The 17,284-nt window shown below is 32.6% G+C and carries 16 protein-coding genes; 11 read left to right on the forward strand and 5 right to left on the reverse strand.

Annotated features, from left to right (window positions below):
- Positions 1–15 precede the first annotated feature (15 nt).
- Both ACJAZK_RS04545 and ACJAZK_RS04550 read left to right on the forward strand, forming a co-directional pair.
- Positions 16–525 carry a hypothetical protein gene (locus ACJAZK_RS04545; RefSeq protein WP_415222825.1) on the forward strand — a complete coding sequence of 170 codons (510 nt, stop codon included), beginning with the start codon at positions 16–18 and terminating at the stop codon, positions 523–525.
- A 133-nt stretch (positions 526–658) separates the two neighbouring features.
- Positions 659–979, forward strand: a complete 321-nt coding sequence (locus ACJAZK_RS04550) for a YtxH domain-containing protein (protein ID WP_415222826.1) — start codon at positions 659–661, stop codon at positions 977–979.
- Here the strand turns inward: ACJAZK_RS04550 and ACJAZK_RS04555 are convergent.
- Positions 976–1,548, reverse strand: coding sequence for a GNAT family N-acetyltransferase (locus tag ACJAZK_RS04555; protein ID WP_415222827.1), 573 nt, complete (start codon positions 1,546–1,548; stop codon positions 976–978). The genes ACJAZK_RS04550 and ACJAZK_RS04555 overlap by 4 nt on opposite strands.
- Before the next feature lies 1 nt (position 1,549).
- Positions 1,550–2,185, reverse strand: a complete 636-nt coding sequence (locus tag ACJAZK_RS04560) for an alpha/beta hydrolase (RefSeq protein ID WP_415222828.1) — start codon at positions 2,183–2,185, stop codon at positions 1,550–1,552.
- A gap of 48 nt (positions 2,186–2,233) precedes the next feature.
- On the opposite strand from ACJAZK_RS04560, the gene ACJAZK_RS04565 reads away from it, so the two are divergent.
- On the forward strand, positions 2,234–2,659 hold the full coding sequence (locus ACJAZK_RS04565) for a PaaI family thioesterase (RefSeq protein WP_415222829.1): 426 nt from the start codon (positions 2,234–2,236) through the stop codon (positions 2,657–2,659).
- Between the two features lie 3 nt (positions 2,660–2,662).
- Positions 2,663–3,790 carry a chorismate-binding protein gene (locus tag ACJAZK_RS04570; RefSeq protein WP_415222830.1) on the forward strand — a complete coding sequence of 376 codons (1,128 nt, stop codon included), beginning with the start codon at positions 2,663–2,665 and terminating at the stop codon, positions 3,788–3,790.
- A 22-nt stretch (positions 3,791–3,812) separates the two neighbouring features.
- Here the strand turns inward: ACJAZK_RS04570 and ACJAZK_RS04575 are convergent, their stop codons facing one another.
- Complete coding sequence (locus ACJAZK_RS04575; RefSeq protein ID WP_415222831.1) at positions 3,813–7,049, reverse strand: S41 family peptidase; 3,237 nt, start codon at positions 7,047–7,049, stop codon at positions 3,813–3,815.
- Between the two features lie 186 nt (positions 7,050–7,235).
- On the opposite strand from ACJAZK_RS04575, the gene menD reads away from it, so the two are divergent.
- The 7 genes from menD (at position 7,236) to ACJAZK_RS04610 (ending at position 15,465) form a co-directional block, all read left to right on the forward strand.
- On the forward strand, positions 7,236–8,996 hold the full coding sequence (gene menD / locus ACJAZK_RS04580) for a 2-succinyl-5-enolpyruvyl-6-hydroxy-3-cyclohexene-1-carboxylic-acid synthase (protein ID WP_415222832.1): 1,761 nt from the start codon (positions 7,236–7,238) through the stop codon (positions 8,994–8,996).
- Positions 8,997–9,083: 87 nt separating this feature from the next.
- A complete protein-coding gene (locus tag ACJAZK_RS04585) occupies positions 9,084–9,425 on the forward strand; it encodes a DUF2853 family protein (RefSeq protein WP_415222833.1) in 342 nt (113 codons plus the stop codon).
- A gap of 158 nt (positions 9,426–9,583) precedes the next feature.
- The gene (locus tag ACJAZK_RS04590) at positions 9,584–10,417 is read left to right on the forward strand and encodes a S1 RNA-binding domain-containing protein (RefSeq protein ID WP_415222834.1); all 834 of its coding nucleotides are present in this window, start codon (positions 9,584–9,586) and stop codon (positions 10,415–10,417) included.
- 660 nt (positions 10,418–11,077) lie between these two features.
- Positions 11,078–11,917, forward strand: coding sequence for a 1,4-dihydroxy-2-naphthoyl-CoA synthase (locus tag ACJAZK_RS04595; RefSeq protein ID WP_415222835.1), 840 nt, complete (start codon positions 11,078–11,080; stop codon positions 11,915–11,917).
- A gap of 15 nt (positions 11,918–11,932) precedes the next feature.
- The gene (gene menA / locus ACJAZK_RS04600; protein ID WP_415222836.1) at positions 11,933–12,838 is read left to right on the forward strand and encodes a 1,4-dihydroxy-2-naphthoate octaprenyltransferase; all 906 of its coding nucleotides are present in this window, start codon (positions 11,933–11,935) and stop codon (positions 12,836–12,838) included.
- 195 nt (positions 12,839–13,033) lie between these two features.
- Positions 13,034–13,711: a metal-dependent hydrolase gene (locus ACJAZK_RS04605; protein ID WP_415222837.1), complete on the forward strand. Its 678-nt coding sequence runs from the start codon at positions 13,034–13,036 to the stop codon at positions 13,709–13,711.
- 509 nt (positions 13,712–14,220) lie between these two features.
- On the forward strand, positions 14,221–15,465 hold the full coding sequence (locus ACJAZK_RS04610) for a hypothetical protein (RefSeq protein ID WP_415222838.1): 1,245 nt from the start codon (positions 14,221–14,223) through the stop codon (positions 15,463–15,465).
- Between the two features lie 67 nt (positions 15,466–15,532).
- On the opposite strand, the gene ACJAZK_RS04615 is transcribed toward ACJAZK_RS04610, so the two are convergent.
- Positions 15,533–16,324, reverse strand: coding sequence for an SDR family oxidoreductase (locus ACJAZK_RS04615; RefSeq protein ID WP_415222839.1), 792 nt, complete (start codon positions 16,322–16,324; stop codon positions 15,533–15,535).
- Positions 16,314–17,249 carry a sterol desaturase family protein gene (locus tag ACJAZK_RS04620; protein ID WP_415222840.1) on the reverse strand — a complete coding sequence of 312 codons (936 nt, stop codon included), beginning with the start codon at positions 17,247–17,249 and terminating at the stop codon, positions 16,314–16,316. Before ACJAZK_RS04620 ends, ACJAZK_RS04615 begins: the two co-directional genes overlap by 11 nt.
- Positions 17,250–17,284 lie beyond the last annotated feature (35 nt).

A 17,284-nucleotide genomic window follows, 5' to 3' on the forward strand; every position in this document is an offset into this window, starting at 1 on the left:
CTTACAGCAGAGTTTTTGAATGAGACTGTTCCTCAATTTCGGGGTAAATTGGATGATTTTTTGACAGATTTTACTTTTAGTTCAAATTATCAAATAAGTACAGCCTCATTTAGTGTAAATCGTAATCCAGAAGATCCATTGCGATCTTTACGTTTTGTTTTAAATCGAGAGATTAGAACGAACCAGCTAGTTTTAAGAACACCAAAGTATGACTATTCAACTCAAGAGGGTTTCGATTTTTTATTTGCTTTAGGTTCAAAAAGTATAGGAAGAATTACAGATACTTACCAGGTTCAATTTACAAGATTTGATAAGACCTATTATTTGTGTAATGAAGATGCTGGTCTTACATTGGAAGTATTAAAGGTAGAAGAGACTGAAGATGATCTTGGCGTTATACTTTATGTTTGGTATAAATTAGGTAATATAGCACTTAATTTATGTGATTCAAATGACGACGAAGTATTGTCAGACGCTTATATTTTGGCACAATATCCCAGTTTTAGGTTTGGAGAGGGACTCTAAGTTTCCTAAAGGAGTAGAACTTCTTTATTTTAAAAACTATAGACGAATAAATGCTTAGTACAGCTTTTGCTTGTAACAAAAGAGTTTGGTTAACGACACATAAGTAAAGCACGTTTAATTAAAATAAAAAGCTATGATTTATAAAGGAGCAATAGTATTAGGAGTCTTAATAGGAGCAGCAGCAGGAGTTTTATTAGCGCCAGAAAAAGGCAGTATAACAAGAGACAAGCTGAAGAAAGAAGGTAAAGACATAAAAAATCGGTTATCTAGCGATTTTATAGAGGTTAAAGACGACTTATCTAAAGCAGCAACCTCAGGAAAGGAAACTTTAAAAAAAGAATTTAAAAACATGGCCTCTAAAACAAGTCATAAAACAGAACAAGCAATTACGTTTATAGAAAAGCAATTAGCTATTTTAAAAGAAAAAAACAAAACACTACAGAAGACCGTTTAAAGTTTGCTGAAAACCCGAGTTTTAATAGTTGGCCATTCTTCTTTTAAGATACCATAACAGCATGTACTGCGTCTAAAGCCGTCTTTCATAATAGTGTCTTTTCGCAGTATGCCTTCAAGAATGGCACCTAATTTTTCAACAGCGTTTCTGGATTTTTGGTTGCGTTCGTCAATTCTGAATTCTACCTTATCAAAAACTAAAGTTTCAAAAGCATATTGGAGCATTAAAAACTTCATATTCTTGTTTAATCCTGTGCCTTGAAATTCGTGACCAATCCATGTCCAACCAATATGTAGTACTTTATTTTTCCAATGGATTAAGCCAAAACGCGTGCTTCCTGCATATTGCTGTTTTACTTTGTCATAAATAATAAAAGGAATTGCAGTTTGATTTAAATAGCCATTAACAGCTACTTTAACGTAGTCTTTCAATTTTTCCGAAGAAGAAATAGTGTTAGGTGAGTAGTAGATCAAATCTTTCTCTTGTGCAATAGCGATGAGCTTAACATAATTATTTAATGTAAGTAGTGTTAGTTTTACACGCTTGGTTTCTAAAATAGGTACTCGCATTTTAAACCAGCTGATTTATTATTTCTGTATTGACTTCATGTACGCCCTCAAAGGGAATAATTTCCAATTTGTTACCAAACAACATTTCTGCCTTTTGTTGTTCCTGTGTCATCCGTTCTTTCTGGAGATATTCATCATTGATACCATAAATAAGTTTGGTTTTTCCTTTAAAGAACCTAAAATCTTCTTTTTTTAATTCCTTCGGAATCCCTCCAGAAAGTAACACTAATTGCGAGCATTGTAATTGTCGTTTCGCAATATATCTCATAGCCACACTGACGCCTTGCGAATAGCCTAAAATGATAAGGTTCTTATCTTGTGTAATCTGTTCATGTTTAAAAATTGAATCAAAATAAGCGATTATATTATTGGTTTCCATTTTGGTGTTTTCACGAGTTAACCAACTTGCGCCAACATGTTTAAATTTTGGAGTTATATAATATTTACTTTGTGCTTGAGGTGCAATAATATAATTTTCTATAGGGTTTAGATCTTTAAAATATTTAAGAAAATACTTACTTAAATATCCCATACCATGGCAAACAAACCAAACATTTTTTGTCAATGATGTCAGTTCATTTAAGGTAGAGTAACTATTACTAATGTGATAAGAAATTTCCTTTTCTGTTGAATTCATTTGTATCTTTGTAGTTCTTATAATTCACGCTAAAAATACAGTAATTCTATGCAATTATCTAAACAAGAGGTGCTCGATAAAGCTAATGCGGCGAGCAAAAACACGTTGATGGAAACCTTAGACATTGAGATAGTAGATTATGGTGATGATTTTTTAGTAGCTAGAATGCCTGTGAATTCTAGAGTTTATCAACCTGATGGTGTTTTACATGGCGGTGCAACTGCAGCTTTAATAGAAAGTGTAGGTAGTTTTGCATCTCATATTTTCTTAGATATAGAGAATAAATTTGTTCGTGGTTTAGAGATCACTGCAAATCATCTTAAAAGTGTTAAAAGTGGTTATGTGTATGCCAAAGCTACTTTTTTACATAAAGGTAGAACAACTCAATTATTAGATGTTAGGGTCACAGATGATGATGATAATTTAATTTCTATTGGACGATTGTCAACAATTACGCTGCCAAAAAACAAGTAAGTAATGATTCAAAAAGAATTATTTATAGCTATAGAAACCCATTATAATTCACAACGGCCTTTTGTTGCTTATAGAAAGCCTAACAACTCATTTGTACAGGCGATACTTCAAAAGGATCATGCCTTACATACCGTAAATGATTTTACGGAGAGTGGTTTTGTGTTTTCACCTTTTGATTCTAAAAATGATGCGATATTATTTCCGTTAGATCAATCAATAAGTATCAATTGTGACTGTGTTTTTTCTTCGGAAATATCTAACAATACAAATCTTAAAAGTAATTCAGAAACATCTCAAAATACTTACGACCAACACTTAGAATTAGTTCAAAAAGGTATTCGAGCTATTACAAATGGAACATTTGAAAAGGTTGTATTATCTAGAGTTGAAGGTCTTCCAATTTCCGAAGAAAACCCGATACAACTTTTTCAATCGTTACTGAGTGTTTATCCAACAGCATTTGTTTATCTATGGTACCATCCAGATATAGGACTTTGGTTAGGAGCAACTCCAGAAACGCTTTTAAATATTGAAGGACTACGTTTCAAAACCATGTCTTTAGCAGGTACTAAAAAACACAACGACACTAGTGAAACAGCTTGGGGAACGAAAGAAATAAACGAACAGCAAATAGTAACAGATTACATCGTTAATAATCTTCAAGGTGTTTTAAATAATATCAATGTTACAGGTCCAAATACAGTCAAAGCAGGACAACTATTTCACTTGCAATCTAAAATTTCAGGTATATTAAAATCTGGTATATTAAAATCTGTTGTCGAAACCCTGCATCCAACACCTGCTATTTGTGGTTTGCCTAAGGCGGAAGCCAAAAATTTCATTTTAAATAATGAAAAGTATAATAGGGAGTTTTATACGGGGTTTCTGGGTGAATTAAATATTAAGACTTCAAAATCCCGAAATACAAATAGACGAAATGTAGAGAATAATGCGTACTCAAGTATTAAAACTACAAGTGAACTCTTCGTTAACTTAAGATGTATGCAAATAAAAAATAAGCACGCATTGATTTATGTTGGAGGCGGTATCACAAAAGATTCGGACCCACAATTGGAGTGGGAGGAAACCGTCAACAAAACTCAAACGATGATGCGCGTATTATTGAACTAGATGATCATTCTAGAGTTGCATTCTAATTAACCTGTTTCAATAATTCTGTAACAGCAGCTTCTATTTGTTCGTCTTTTCCTTTAGTGATTGCGTCAAAACCATTTTTAACTAAAATATCTGGTTGCAATTCTTTGTTTTCTAAAACATCACCCTTTATATCTAAGACTTGCATGTTTGGGATTCCAAATACGATCCCATTTTGGATACGTTCCCACCATACAAAACTACAAGTTCCAGGAACTGGCATGCCTACGAGTTTTCCAATTTTTAAATCTTTATATCCAGCAGGAGTGCAGTGTGCATCAGAATAGTTAGACTCTCCAATAAGCATAATACTCGGTTTTGTCCAACGGCGTTGTGATTCTGTGCCCACCACTTTTCCTCCGTTTCTAAACTCCATATATTTTGTTCCACTTAAAAAGGTAGTGATGTCATCAACTAAATCGCCTCCACCATTAAATCGCGTATCAACGACCAATGCTTTTTTGTTGACTTCTTCACCCATGACTTCTTCTAAGAACTCTCTAAAACTCCCATCGTTCATGTTGCGAATATGCATATATCCAATTTGATTATCAGATAGTTTATGTACCATCTCTCGGTTTTTTTTAATCCATCGTTGGTAGCGTAAATCGTTTTCTGCATCTATTGAAATTGGCTTCACACGCTCTTTCCATCTTTTAGATGTTAATGGGTCATAATAAGAAACTGTAATAGCAACGTCAATTTTTCTATTTAGAAGGGTATAATAATTAATACGTTGAGTTAGGGTTTCACCGTTTATTGCTTCTATAATAACACCTGCTTTTACTTTTTTATCACCATTAATTAAAGGACTTCCTTCTATAAGTTCAGAAATTTGGAGTCCATTACCATCAAAGCTATCGTTAGTATAAATAGCAAGTGATCCTGTTTTATCTCCTTTTTTATTAGGCTCTGTAAAACGTGCACCAGTATGTGAAGCATTCAATTCTCCTAGTAACTCTCCTAAAATATCTTTAAAATCATAGTCGTTGTTAATATGAGGTACGAATTTTTTGTAGTTAGCAGATAATGTATCCCAAGGTGCTCCATGAAGATTAGGATCTAAAAACTTTTTCTTAACCTGACGAGATACATGATCCATAAGGTATAAACGCTCTGCAGATAAATTAAATGACATTTCATCGTTGATACCAACACCCTCCGTCTTACCTGAACTAATATCTATTTTAGATATTTTCCCAGCACTTAAAACGTAAACTTCCTTAGCATCTTTGCCAAAGGCCATACTGCCTCCACGATCATATTTACCTAAAGACTTGATTTCCCTGGTACGTAAATCTAGTTTCCATAAATCGGCTTTATTATCTACGCGACCTAAGTATAATAACGATTTAGCATCCTTAGTGACTAACATGTCAGACAGATTAGTAGAGAATAATGATAATTTTGCTTTACGCTTGTATAAATTATCAAACTCAATAGCTATAGGCTTTAACTTTTCATTCTTTTTTTCATTGTCTTTCTTGTCTTCGTCTTTTTTAGATTTTTTTTCATCATTCTCTTTTTTATCAGTCTCATTATCCTCTGAAACAAATGCAAATTCATCTTTACTTAATTTGAATTCATCAAAAGCTTTTTGAGTTAAAAACACACCATACACGTCTAGTTGTGAAGGTCCTGTTTTTGCAACACTGTGCATCCCGTTTCTATCTGATACCCAATATAGTATAGAACCATCTAATGACCATTTTGGCTTAAAATCATTAAATCCACTTTTTGATACATTAATCAAATCTCCAGAACCATCGGCTTTTAAAACACCTATTTCTGCAACCCAATATTGATCTGGGTAGAAGGTTATAGCAATCCATTTACCGTCTGGGCTCCATTCAAATTCCTGATCTCCATCTGAATATGAGAAATGTTTTTCACCATTATGAATCGCTGTGATTTCTTTAGTTTTTAGATTGATAGTTCTCAGTTTTGTTCGCTCTTCTAAATAAGCGACATCCTCTCCTGTTGGTGAGAACTTAGGTTGAAAACTCTCAGAAATATCAGCAAGTAAGATCTCTTCTTTTAATTCAATAGCATTTAAGAAATATTTTTCTTCTTTCTTTGGAAGCCTTTGAGTGTATAGGTTCCAGCTGTTATTGCGTTCTCCAGCATAAATAATAGTTCTGCCATCTGCACTAATGTCAATATTGCGTTCTTGTTCTGGAGTATCGGTAAGTCGTCGTGTTAAACTACCATCTACTGAGGTTACAAACACATCGCCTCTGTAGATAAAAATTAATTCTTTTCCGTTAGGAGAAGGTACCATATCAGTGACGCTTCCGTCAACAAATAATAATTCATTTTCCATTAATGATTGATCACCACTAACCTCTATATTCAATTTTTTTGGAGATTCTCCAATGCGCTGAGTGTAGATATCTCCGTTGAAACTGTAAGCTAAAAGCGCATCATTTGAAACTGAAAGATGTCGTACAGGATGCCTCTTGAATTCTGAAATTTGGTCAGATTTATTTGGATTAGAGAACGTCGACTGAAAGACGTTAAATGTTCCCGATTTTTCAGATAAAAAATAAAAAACATCACCAGAACCAAAAAGGATATTGCGATTTTCGCCTTTAAAATTTGATAGTTTTGTATAATTTCCTGCAGCTGATTTGATCCAAATGTCTCTAGTGACTGAAGATGTATGGTGTTTTCTCCACTCATCCTCATAGCCTTTAATTTCTTCAAATATCATATCACCTTTACTGTTGTTTTTAGCTTGGTAAGCGGGGAAACTACTGAGTTGTTTTGGTGTTGACGCATTTATGTTTACACTATATAATTCTCCTAACTTGTGAAACAGCATAGAGTTTTCGTTATCCAAACGAATACTATTGAACCAAACCGCGTCATTATTTTGAGAGAAGTCTGTTGGCGTATCATCAGCTGAGTGAAATGTTAGTCGCTTTACGTTGGTTCCAGAAGCTGTCATAATAAACACATCAAAGTTTCCGTGTCTATTGGAAGCAAATGCTATTTGTTGTCCGTCATGCGACCAGACAGGTTTAGTATCATAAGCACTATGGGTTGTTAATCGAGTAGCTTTCCCACCATTTGAAGATACTATATAAATATCTGCATTATACGTAAAAGCAATTTGCTGTCCATTTGGAGAGATAGCAGTGTTTCTAAACCAAAGGGCTTCATTTTGTTGAGAATTTACAGAGTTGCTAAAGGCTAACGATAAAAAGAGAAAAAAGAGAAATTGGAATTTCATGTGTAGAATGTATTATTATTTAGCGGTGGCATACTATTTACTAGTACTCATTTGATTGAGTGATAAAGCTCTTAATATGCTTGTGATGTAGAATTTAAATTTGAATATAAAAGAAATAAAGTTACTGAATTAATTGTATCCAATCTTATTTTTTTTAAGTGACATTTTCAATAACTTTGTAAATAGATGATACACCCTAAAATTCCGCTTGCGCAAACTGTAATTCAGTTGTGTAAACTTAAAAATATAAAGCATATTATTATTTCTCCAGGAAGCAGAAATGCACCTTTAACGCTTGGATTTTCTAATGATGAATTCTTTAAGTGCTATAGCATAGTAGATGAGCGTTGTGCTGCTTTTTTTGCATTAGGTATTGCTCAGCAAACCAAAGAGCCTGCAGCTGTTGTGTGCACATCAGGTAGTGCTTTACTTAATTATTACCCTGCAGTAGCAGAGGCGTTCTTTAGTGATATACCTTTGGTCGTATTGTCTGCAGATAGACCAAAGCATCTCATTGGTATTGGTGACGGACAAACCATCAATCAAAAAGAGGTCTTTGAAAAGAATATCCTGTATTCATCAAATTTAAAGTTAGACTTAAAAGATGAAAAGGGACTGTCAGATAAAGAAGAACTTCCGATGTTTAAGAGTTTAGAAAATAAATTAGAACGTATTTTGGGCTTACAGCAAAGTATTCAATCTTATAACGAAGAGGAAATAAACAAAGCATTCAATCTAGCTCGATTTAGTAAGGGACCAGTTCATATTAATATTCCTTTTGATGAGCCTCTTTATGACACTATTGAGGAATTGAGCATAAATCCAAAGGTTGAGGAATTAGATATCAAGTTACCAAAAATTGATCGAGCAGAACTCAAAGACTGTATTGATGAATGGTATGTGTCAAAGAAAAAAATGATTTTGATAGGCGTGTTGTCTCCTAGTCAAATAGAGCAGCAATGGTTGAATGATTTGGCAAATGATGATAGTGTGATCGTCTTTACAGAAACGACGTCTAATGTACATCATAAAAATTTCTTTCCTAGTATCGATAAAATGATAGCTCCTTTAGAGGATGAAGATTTTAAAAACTTACAACCAGACATACTAATTTCAATTGGTGGTTTAATCGTTTCTAAAAAAATCAAAGCATTTTTAAGAACCTATCAACCTAAACATCATTGGCATGTAGGGGAGAAAAATGCTAATGATACTTTTTTTTGTTTAAGCAAGCATATTGTGGCAAAACCAAATGATTTTTTTAGTGAATTTCTACCTAAAATAACTCATGTAGCTAAAAGTAGTTACTTAGAGACTTGGACTATAGTGAAACAATTACGACATAAGAGACATTTGGAGTATATAAAACAAATTCCTTTTAGTGATTTTAAAGCTTTCAATCTTATACTAAAATCAATACCCAACAAGACAATTTTGCAACTAGGTAACAGTTCAACGATACGGTATGCACAATTATTTAATATGAACCCTTCTCTTAAGGTTTATTGTAATCGTGGTACAAGTGGCATTGATGGCAGTACATCAACAGCATTAGGTTATGCCGTAGTTAGTGAAAGGCAAACGACATTTATTACGGGAGATTTAAGCTTCTTTTATGATAGTAATGCGCTATGGAATAACTATATACCTAAAAACTTTAGGATTATTGTTATCAATAATGAAGGAGGAGGTATTTTTAGGATTCTACCTGGACACAAAAACACAGATAATTTTGATTATTTCTTTGAAACTAAGCATCACTTAACAGCAAAGCAATTATGTGAGATGTATGGTTTTGAATATACGACAGCTCATAATGAATTAGAATTAGAAGGTGCTTTAAAACCATTTTATAACAAGTCAAAACAACCACGACTATTAGAAGTATTTACACCTAGGACAGAAAATGATTCCATTCTATTGGACTACTTTAAGTTTGTGAAATAAAAATGTGACATCCTAATTTATTCGGTGTCTAAAATTTGTCTATATTTATAGAGCAAATATTTATTAACCTAAAAATTAACAACCAAGATGAGTAAAAGAGACGACTTAATAACAAAATATGCTGCAGATTTAAAAGATAAATGTGGTGTAACTGCCAACATGGATTTATTAACGAAAGTAACAATTGGTTGTGGGCCATCTATTTATAATGCAGATGCTGCAACAGTCTCTGGATCTGATGAATCTGAATTAGCTACAGTTAAAAACAATTTTTTAATTAAAAAGTTAGGTCTTAAGGATAGCCCTGATTTAGATAAGGCTATTGATGCTGTAATGGAAAAATACGGGAAATCAAATAGAAATAAATACAGAGCAGTAGTGTATTATCTTTTGGCAACACATTTCAAAAAAGAATCTGTTTATAAATAGGAATCTTTAAAATATATTAAGAAGCATCACTTAGGTGATGCTTTTTTTATACTAAAACTTTAAGACAATAATTTTATCACCTAAAAACAGATAAATTTCTCATACCTTAAGTTGAAAAGTAAAGCCATCTAAAGTACTTTTTTACATATCTTTGGGGTATGATTAGAATAGGAGATTACAACACGTTAGAAATAATACGAGAAACTGAGCAAGGTTTATACTTGTCAGATTCAGAGGAAAACCAAGTTTTACTTCCAAATAGATATGTGCCTAAGACATTTCAAATATGGGAAGAGCTTAAGGTTTTTGTGTATTTAGATAATGAAGAACGTTTAGTAGCAGTGACAGATGAGCCTTATGTTGTTCGTGATGATTTTGCTTTGCTACGTTGTAATGAAGTGACACAACACGGTGCTTTTTTAGACTGGGGATTAGTTAAAGAACTCTTCTGTCCATTTAAAGAGCAAGCCTTTAAAATGAAAGCAGGTGGTTGGTACCTTATCCATTGTTATCTGGATGAAGAAACAAATAGACTCGTGGCCTCGAGTAAAACCAATCGTTTTTTAGATAATAAAGACTTAACTGTTCAACAATTTGATGAGGTAAATTTAATCGTATCTCATCCTTCAGAATTAGGAATGAATGTTATCGTCAACAATGAACATTTAGGTTTAATTTTTTCCGAAGATATTTTTAAAGATGTTAGTGTTGGAGATCGCTTAAAAGGTTTTGTTAAGAAAGTACGTGAGGATAATAAATTAGATATCGTTCTTGGTAAAATAGGCTATAGAAAAATTGAACCAAATGCCGATTTAGTTATGGAGTATCTTGGTGATTCCGATGATGGTTTTTTAGCGCTTAACGATAAATCGAATCCAGACGATATTAAAAACGTTTTACAAATGAGTAAGAAGACTTTTAAAAAGGCTATTGGTACTTTATACAAGCAAAAGTTGATTACGATAAAAGAAGATGGAATTTATTTAAATTAAAAACTAGGTGCGTTTTTTCTAAATCTTACACAACCCAATGCATAGGTTTGTTTCATTCATTAAATTTTTGCCTATTAAAAATGAAGAAATGATTTTCCATTTCAAAAACATGACTAGAAAAACAAGAGTATGTGGTTGCGGCATAAGCTTTCAGGTTTTTGAATGCCTCTTTGAATAAAGGCGCATCAGTAATTAAAATAGACTAGAAGTATATTCTATTAGCAACGAAGCGAAAATCACTGCTGTCAAACTGCTTTTAAATGGCAGTCTTGTCTTGGTTAAAGTTATTAAAATCAGTGTTTACACCATCCTTGAATTCACACATTACGATTTTTTTTTAAATATAAATCTCCTAGAGATATAGTTTCTTTGCGTATTAGTTTTCGATAGTGGGGACTTTCAATAATTGACATATCGTTTATTTAATAATTGGGACTACAAATATATTATTCATACATATTATAGACAAAAGAATTATTCATTCCTATTTATTGTTTTCTATTTTTAGAGTTGAAAACTTGAAGACTGCTAATCTTTTTATCATAATTATTTCACATTAGTATTAAAAAAGGAAGTCTATACGCTTTACATGCTTTTAGATTTGTATATGATGAGTTCTATATTTAAAAAGCAGTATTTTTGTAACAAATACTTACAGTTATGAATCAAGCCGAATGGGTTACAGCAAAAACCTATGAAGATATTACGTATAAAAAGCGCAACGGTGTCGCTAGAATAGCGTTTAACCGTCCCAATATTAGAAACGCTTTTAGGCCCAAAACAACAAGTGAACTTTACGATGCATTATATGATGCTACCGAAGATGTCAATATTGGTGTTGTGTTATTATCTGCAGAAGGACCATCAACCAAAGACGGTATTTGGAGTTTCTGTTCTGGAGGTGATCAAAAAGTAAGAGGTCATCAAGGATATGTAGGAGACGATGGTTACCATCGCCTTAATATTCTAGAAGTGCAACGTTTAATTCGTTTTATGCCAAAAGCAGTTATTGCTGTTGTTCCTGGTTGGGCCGTTGGAGGAGGGCATAGTCTTCATGTGGTTTGTGATTTAACATTGGCTAGTAAAGAGCATGCTATTTTTAAACAAACAGATGCAGATGTCACTAGTTTTGATGGTGGGTATGGATCTGCATACTTAGCAAAAATGGTCGGACAAAAACGTGCTCGTGAGATCTTTTTCCTCGGAAGAAATTATTCAGCTCAAGAAGCTTATGATATGGGAATGGTCAATGCTGTTATTCCTCATGATGAGTTAGAAAATACTGCCTACGAATGGGCTCAAGAAATATTAGCTAAATCACCAATGTCAATTAAAATGTTGAAATTTGCAATGAATTTAACAGATGATGGGATGGTTGGTCAACAAGTATTTGCAGGAGAAGCGACGCGTTTGGCTTATATGACAGATGAAGCTAAAGAAGGACGTGATGCATTTTTAGAAAAGCGTAAGCCTAACTTTGATAAAAAGTGGATTCCTTAAATCTAAAATCATTTTATGATTACTAAAATAAAGCCTTGGCTATCTGCTTTTAGATTAAGAACCTTACCTCTATCAATATCGGGTATCATTATAGGGTCCTGCTTTGCGTATTATAATGGCAAGTTTGATGCCTATATAATGACTTTTGCGATTCTCTTAACAGTAGCATTACAAATTCTTTCTAATCTAGCTAATGATTATGGAGATGGTATTAGAGGGACAGATAATGAAAACAGAATAGGACCAAAGCGAGCAATTCAAAGTGGAGCGATCACTCCAGAAGAGATGTTTGAAGGGATTAAATTGAATATATTGGTCGTTATAGTTTTAACTGTAGGACTAATATTTACCTCATTTGGAAGTAAGTACTTACTCTATGCGATTCTCTTTTTCTTTTTATCAGGATTCTCAATATATGCAGCAATAAATTATACGGTAGGAAGTTCGCCTTACGGTTATAAAGGATTAGGAGATGTATTTGTTTTTATTTTCTTCGGAATTTTAAGTGTTGTTGGTAGTTACTTTTTATATACAAAAAGTATAGACCATCATGTCTGGCTACCTGCAATTTCAGTTGGCCTTTTAAGTATGGGTGTTTTAAACCTTAATAACATGAGAGACATTGAGTCTGATAAACTAGCAGAGAAAGAGACACTTGCAGTGAAATTAGGTAAGAACAAAGCAAAGGCTTATCACATTACTCTCATGGTTTTGACTATAGTTGTATCTATAGTATTCTCAATTTTATATTTTTCAAGTCCTTGGAATTTTTTGTTTTACCTCGCATTTATTCCTTTACTAATTCATATCAATGTTGTCATAAAAGTTACAAATCCAAAAGATTTTGATCCTCAGTTAAAAGTTCTTGCACTTACCACATTTTTGTTTTCAATATTATTAGGTATTGGATATGTTTTGTGATTTTTTAATACAGTTATTTGGTTGTCAGTTAATTAGTTATTGTATTTGCTTAATAAATTTTGTAGGTTAGCAGGCATTTACTTAAATGTTGATAATAAAATTTGGGGCTTAAAAACTCAGACAATTTCTTAAAATCTGTCTGAGTTTTTTTTGTATTTTCGAGTTAGGTAAATAATCTTATAAAATCCAATACCAATGCAAATTACATTTTACGGTCACGCGAGTCTAGGTATCAAAATTAATGACGTCTATATTTTAGTTGATCCATTTATTTCTGAAAATCCTAAAGCGTCACATATCAACATAGAAACTTTAAAAGCAGACTATATTTTAGTGACTCATGCGCACCAAGATCATATTTTAGATGTTGAGGCTATAGCTAAACGAACAGGAGCAGTAGTCGTCTCAAATTTTGAGATTGCGACACATTTTGATAAGTTAGGTTTAGAAAATCATCCGATGAATCATGGAGGTCAATGGGATTTTGAATTTGGAAATGTAAAATATGTTAATGCTATTCATACATCCTCATTTCCAGATGGTAGTTATGGAGGTCAACCTGGAGGTTTTGTGATAGAAGGTGAGTATAAAAACATCTATATCGCAGGAGATACAGCATTGACTATGGATATGAAATTGATTCCGTTATTCACAAAACTAGACTTAGCGATTTTACCTATAGGAGATAATTTTACAATGGGAATTGAAGAGGCTATCTTAGCGAGTGACTTTGTAGAATGTGATAAAGTACTGGGTTATCATTTTGATACGTTTGGCTATATTGAAATAGACCATGAAGCAGCAAAGCGCAAATTCTTTGATAAGAATAAGGATTTGATGTTGCTGGAGATTGGTGAGAGTATTGAGTTGTAATAGTTCTTTGATTTTCATTGCTAATTTATAAATAGACACTATAGAAAAGAATGAAAATAAAAAAGGATTAATACAAACGCTAATCTACTATAGTATTTGTCTTGAAGTGTTTTTAATATTATCAGCAACACTAGTGCAACCCGGATATTTTATCGGTTTGAATTATATATTTCTAATTTTGTTAGCATTTATTTCATTTTTTTTAATACTAATAAACCTCATTAGTATTTGTATGAATAAATATAAAGTATATAATAAAGGAGCGCTCCTAATTCATTTAATTTATTTGACCGGAATAGTATTATGGTATGTGACTAGCTATTACAGTCCATTTGAATAAAACCTAATCTGCTGGCGCTAGTCTGTGACAAGTGCTTACAAATAGAGTATTAATTTGTAGTGCTAGAAACCAATAAGTTTCCTTATATATTTTTACTAAAAATGTATTCATTTCTTATAAAAAAACCTATTTTGTTAGAATTTTTACTATAATTAATTTTAGATAACATATGAAAAATCCTTTCCTCGTATTGCTTTTTAGTTTATTTTTCTTCAATTCTTTTGCTCAAATTAAATTTGAAAAAGGATATTTCATTAATATTAATAATGAAAAAAAAGAAGTTTTAATTAAAAACATAGAGTGGAAAAATACACCAGATAAAATTCAATATAAAACTAGCATTGATGGAGATTCTCAAACATTAGACTTGACTGAGATAAATGAATTAGTAATCTATGATAAAGTTAAGTTTGTAAGAAAGGAAGCGGAAATAGATAGGTCAAGTTCTGAATTAAAAAACATGAGTACCTCAAGGCTACCTGATTTTAAATTGGAAAGTATTTTATTAAAAGTGTTGATTGATGGTGAAGCTACTTTGTATGCGTATACTGATGCAAATTTAAGGCGATATTTTTTTAAGAAAAACAACCAAGATATAAAGCAATTAGTTTATAAAAAATATAATGCTTTTGATCGTGGTTTAAGTGAAAACAACCAATTTAAGCAACAGCTTTTAAACGAACTACCGTTTTCTGGATCAACTGTTGGTGTAATAACTAACATTGAGTATAATCAAAGTGATTTAGTGAGTTATTTTATAGATTTTAATAACTCTTTAGATAAGGATATTATTAATTATACTGAGAATGAAACTAAAGGTGATTTTAATTTATCTATTAAAGCGGGACTTAGGACTAGTAATTTTTCTGTGGAGGATCAAAGACAGGGGCAGGGTCAAGTCTCTCAATTTGATAGTGCTACAGGATTTTCTCTAGGATTAGAAATGGAATATGTTTTCAAATTTAATGGCGGAAAGTGGTCAGTATTTTTCGAACCAAGATATCAAAGTGTTAGTTTAGAAGGTGAACGTATAATATTTGCAGGAACTTCTATTGAAAGCACAGAGAATTTTATGACCGATTATTCTTCAATTGAATTAAATTTTGGGTTTAGACATTATTTTTTCTTAAATGAGAACTCTAAATTATATGTTAATGGCGCTTTTGTTTTTGATTCTGTATCTTCAGACAATGTTGTAAAATATGAGCCTGGTGATTCATTTCAAATGGGTTCTGGCGATACATTTCAAATGGATTCTAGCGTTAATTTTGCTTTAGGTTTTGGTTATAAGTTTGATAACAAATACAGTGCAGAATTTCTGTTTCAAACTAATAGAAATCCTCTAGAAAAAATTACTGCTGTAGAATCTAAGACTGGTTCACTGTCGCTTATTTTTGGTTATACTATTTTTTAGATAACCGTAACACTAGATATAAAGACTTTAGGTTATTAAAGATTGTTGAGAGTATTGAGTTTTAGACTCACCTAAACTTACTTCGCAGCACCAACTTATGAATAAGCCTAGGTGATAAGCGTTTCACAAAAACGCCAAATTTTTCAAATTTCCCAATATAAGCTTCAAACTTTTCTTTACGAATGGCAGTAATCATTTTTTGAACAAAGACATCAACGTCTAATCCGTTTTCGGTCATCTCATCTTGATCACCTTGTTTACTACCATCTGCTGTTAATGCATTTCGAGCCACATTGGTATTTACGAAACCAGGACAAATCATAGTAACCTTTACATTGTCTTTATCGTGTTCTAAACGCATAGCGTCAAAAAAGCCATGCAATGCGTGTTTTGCACCACAATACGCAGATCGTAATGGCGAACTAAATTTCCCCATCAAACTAGATACCACAACATAATGACCATATTGTTTTGCAACAAAATGTGGTAACAATGCTTTAGAAAGTGCAACAGTTCCTAAATAATCTACTTCCATAAGTTTACGATCTACAGCGATAGACGTTTCTATGATAGAAGAACGCTGACTAATACCACCATTATTAACGAGGATGTCAATACTTCCAAAAGCTGAAATAGCTTTATTGGCAATACTTTTCATGGTATCAGTATTTGCCAAATCTAATGGTAACACATAAACCAAATCAGGATTTTTACATAGTCCTTTTAACTTTTCGAGTTCTTCAGTTCTTCTAGCAGACACTATCAATTTACAATCGTATTTGGAAAGTGTAATAGCTAAACTTTTTCCTATTCCGCTGGAAGCACCAGTAATCCAAATGACTTTATTATTAAATTTCATTTTTGTTTTTTTTAACTGAAAACGGCGACTGCAAACTGTTTTTCAACCATTCTTGACGCAAATCATCAGAGACTTGTCCGCTTCCATCATGTCGCCAACCAGGTGGTTTAATAAGGTAGAGTATTCTGTTTTTTAACGATTTCCGACCAGAAAAAGAATCTTTAAATAGATCTATCCATTCGATAAAAGCAATGCTGATTGGGTTATACGTATTAATATTTTTCACCAGTCCATAGACTACTTTTTCATCTTTTAGTTCGGGTTGAAATGTACCGAACATTCTGTCCCAAATAATTAAAATTCCTGCGTGATTTCTGTCTAGATATAGGGGATTGCTGCCATGATGCACACGATGATGCGAAGGTGTATTAAAAACAGTTTCAAACCATTTAGGCATTTTGTCTATAGCTTCGGTATGAATCCAAAATTGATAGATCAGGCTAATCGACATTTGTAGTATAATCATACCAGGATGAAAACCTAAAAGGGGTAACCATAACCAAAATACGAAGGAGTAAAATCCGCCAGACCAAGTTTGTCTTAATGCAGTGCTTAAATTATAATGTTGAGACGAATGATGGACAACATGAGATGCCCAAAATAAACGACATTCATGCGAGATGCGATGAAACCAATAATAGGCGAGGTCATCTGCAAAAAATATTAAAATAAAACTCCACCAAACAATTGGGATGGTGAAAAGTCTAAAATTTTCATAAATGTAAAAGAAAGCTAATAGCACTAATACTTTACTAAAAAAGCCTAGTAATACATTACCTAATCCCATGGCAATAGAGGAGACCGCATCCTTAGATTCATATGTTTTGATACCTTGTTTAGCTTTTACATATAATTCTAATAGCATCGCAATCACAAAAAACGGAATGGCAAATAAAATAATATTAGGAAAGTTTAGGTCTAGCATGTGCTCTTTTACATTCAGCTAATGTACAAAATTGT

It is taken from the genome of Psychroserpens sp. (genome assembly GCF_047633235.1).
Lineage (GTDB): Bacteria > Bacteroidota > Bacteroidia > Flavobacteriales > Flavobacteriaceae > Psychroserpens.

Bases quoted from the DNA above. Each gene is read 5' to 3' on its own strand.
- ACJAZK_RS04610 (WP_415222838.1), top strand. From the start codon at position 14,221: ATGAAAAATCCTTTCCTCGTATTGCTTTTTAGTTTATTTTTCTTCAAT.
- ACJAZK_RS04575 (WP_415222831.1), bottom strand. From the start codon at position 7,049: ATGAAATTCCAATTTCTCTTTTTTCTCTTTTTATCGTTAGCCTTTAGC.
- menD (WP_415222832.1), top strand. From the start codon at position 7,236: ATGATACACCCTAAAATTCCGCTTGCGCAAACTGTAATTCAGTTGTGT.
- ACJAZK_RS04550 (WP_415222826.1), top strand. From the start codon at position 659: ATGATTTATAAAGGAGCAATAGTATTAGGAGTCTTAATAGGAGCAGCA.
- ACJAZK_RS04570 (WP_415222830.1), top strand. From the start codon at position 2,663: ATGATTCAAAAAGAATTATTTATAGCTATAGAAACCCATTATAATTCA.
- ACJAZK_RS04605 (WP_415222837.1), top strand. From the start codon at position 13,034: ATGCAAATTACATTTTACGGTCACGCGAGTCTAGGTATCAAAATTAAT.
- ACJAZK_RS04615 (WP_415222839.1), bottom strand. From the start codon at position 16,324: ATGAAATTTAATAATAAAGTCATTTGGATTACTGGTGCTTCCAGCGGA.
- menA (WP_415222836.1), top strand. From the start codon at position 11,933: ATGATTACTAAAATAAAGCCTTGGCTATCTGCTTTTAGATTAAGAACC.
- ACJAZK_RS04595 (WP_415222835.1), top strand. From the start codon at position 11,078: ATGAATCAAGCCGAATGGGTTACAGCAAAAACCTATGAAGATATTACG.
- ACJAZK_RS04565 (WP_415222829.1), top strand. From the start codon at position 2,234: ATGCAATTATCTAAACAAGAGGTGCTCGATAAAGCTAATGCGGCGAGC.
- ACJAZK_RS04585 (WP_415222833.1), top strand. From the start codon at position 9,084: ATGAGTAAAAGAGACGACTTAATAACAAAATATGCTGCAGATTTAAAA.
- ACJAZK_RS04590 (WP_415222834.1), top strand. From the start codon at position 9,584: ATGATTAGAATAGGAGATTACAACACGTTAGAAATAATACGAGAAACT.
- ACJAZK_RS04560 (WP_415222828.1), bottom strand. From the start codon at position 2,185: ATGAATTCAACAGAAAAGGAAATTTCTTATCACATTAGTAATAGTTAC.
- ACJAZK_RS04620 (WP_415222840.1), bottom strand. From the start codon at position 17,249: ATGCTAGACCTAAACTTTCCTAATATTATTTTATTTGCCATTCCGTTT.
- ACJAZK_RS04555 (WP_415222827.1), bottom strand. From the start codon at position 1,548: ATGCGAGTACCTATTTTAGAAACCAAGCGTGTAAAACTAACACTACTT.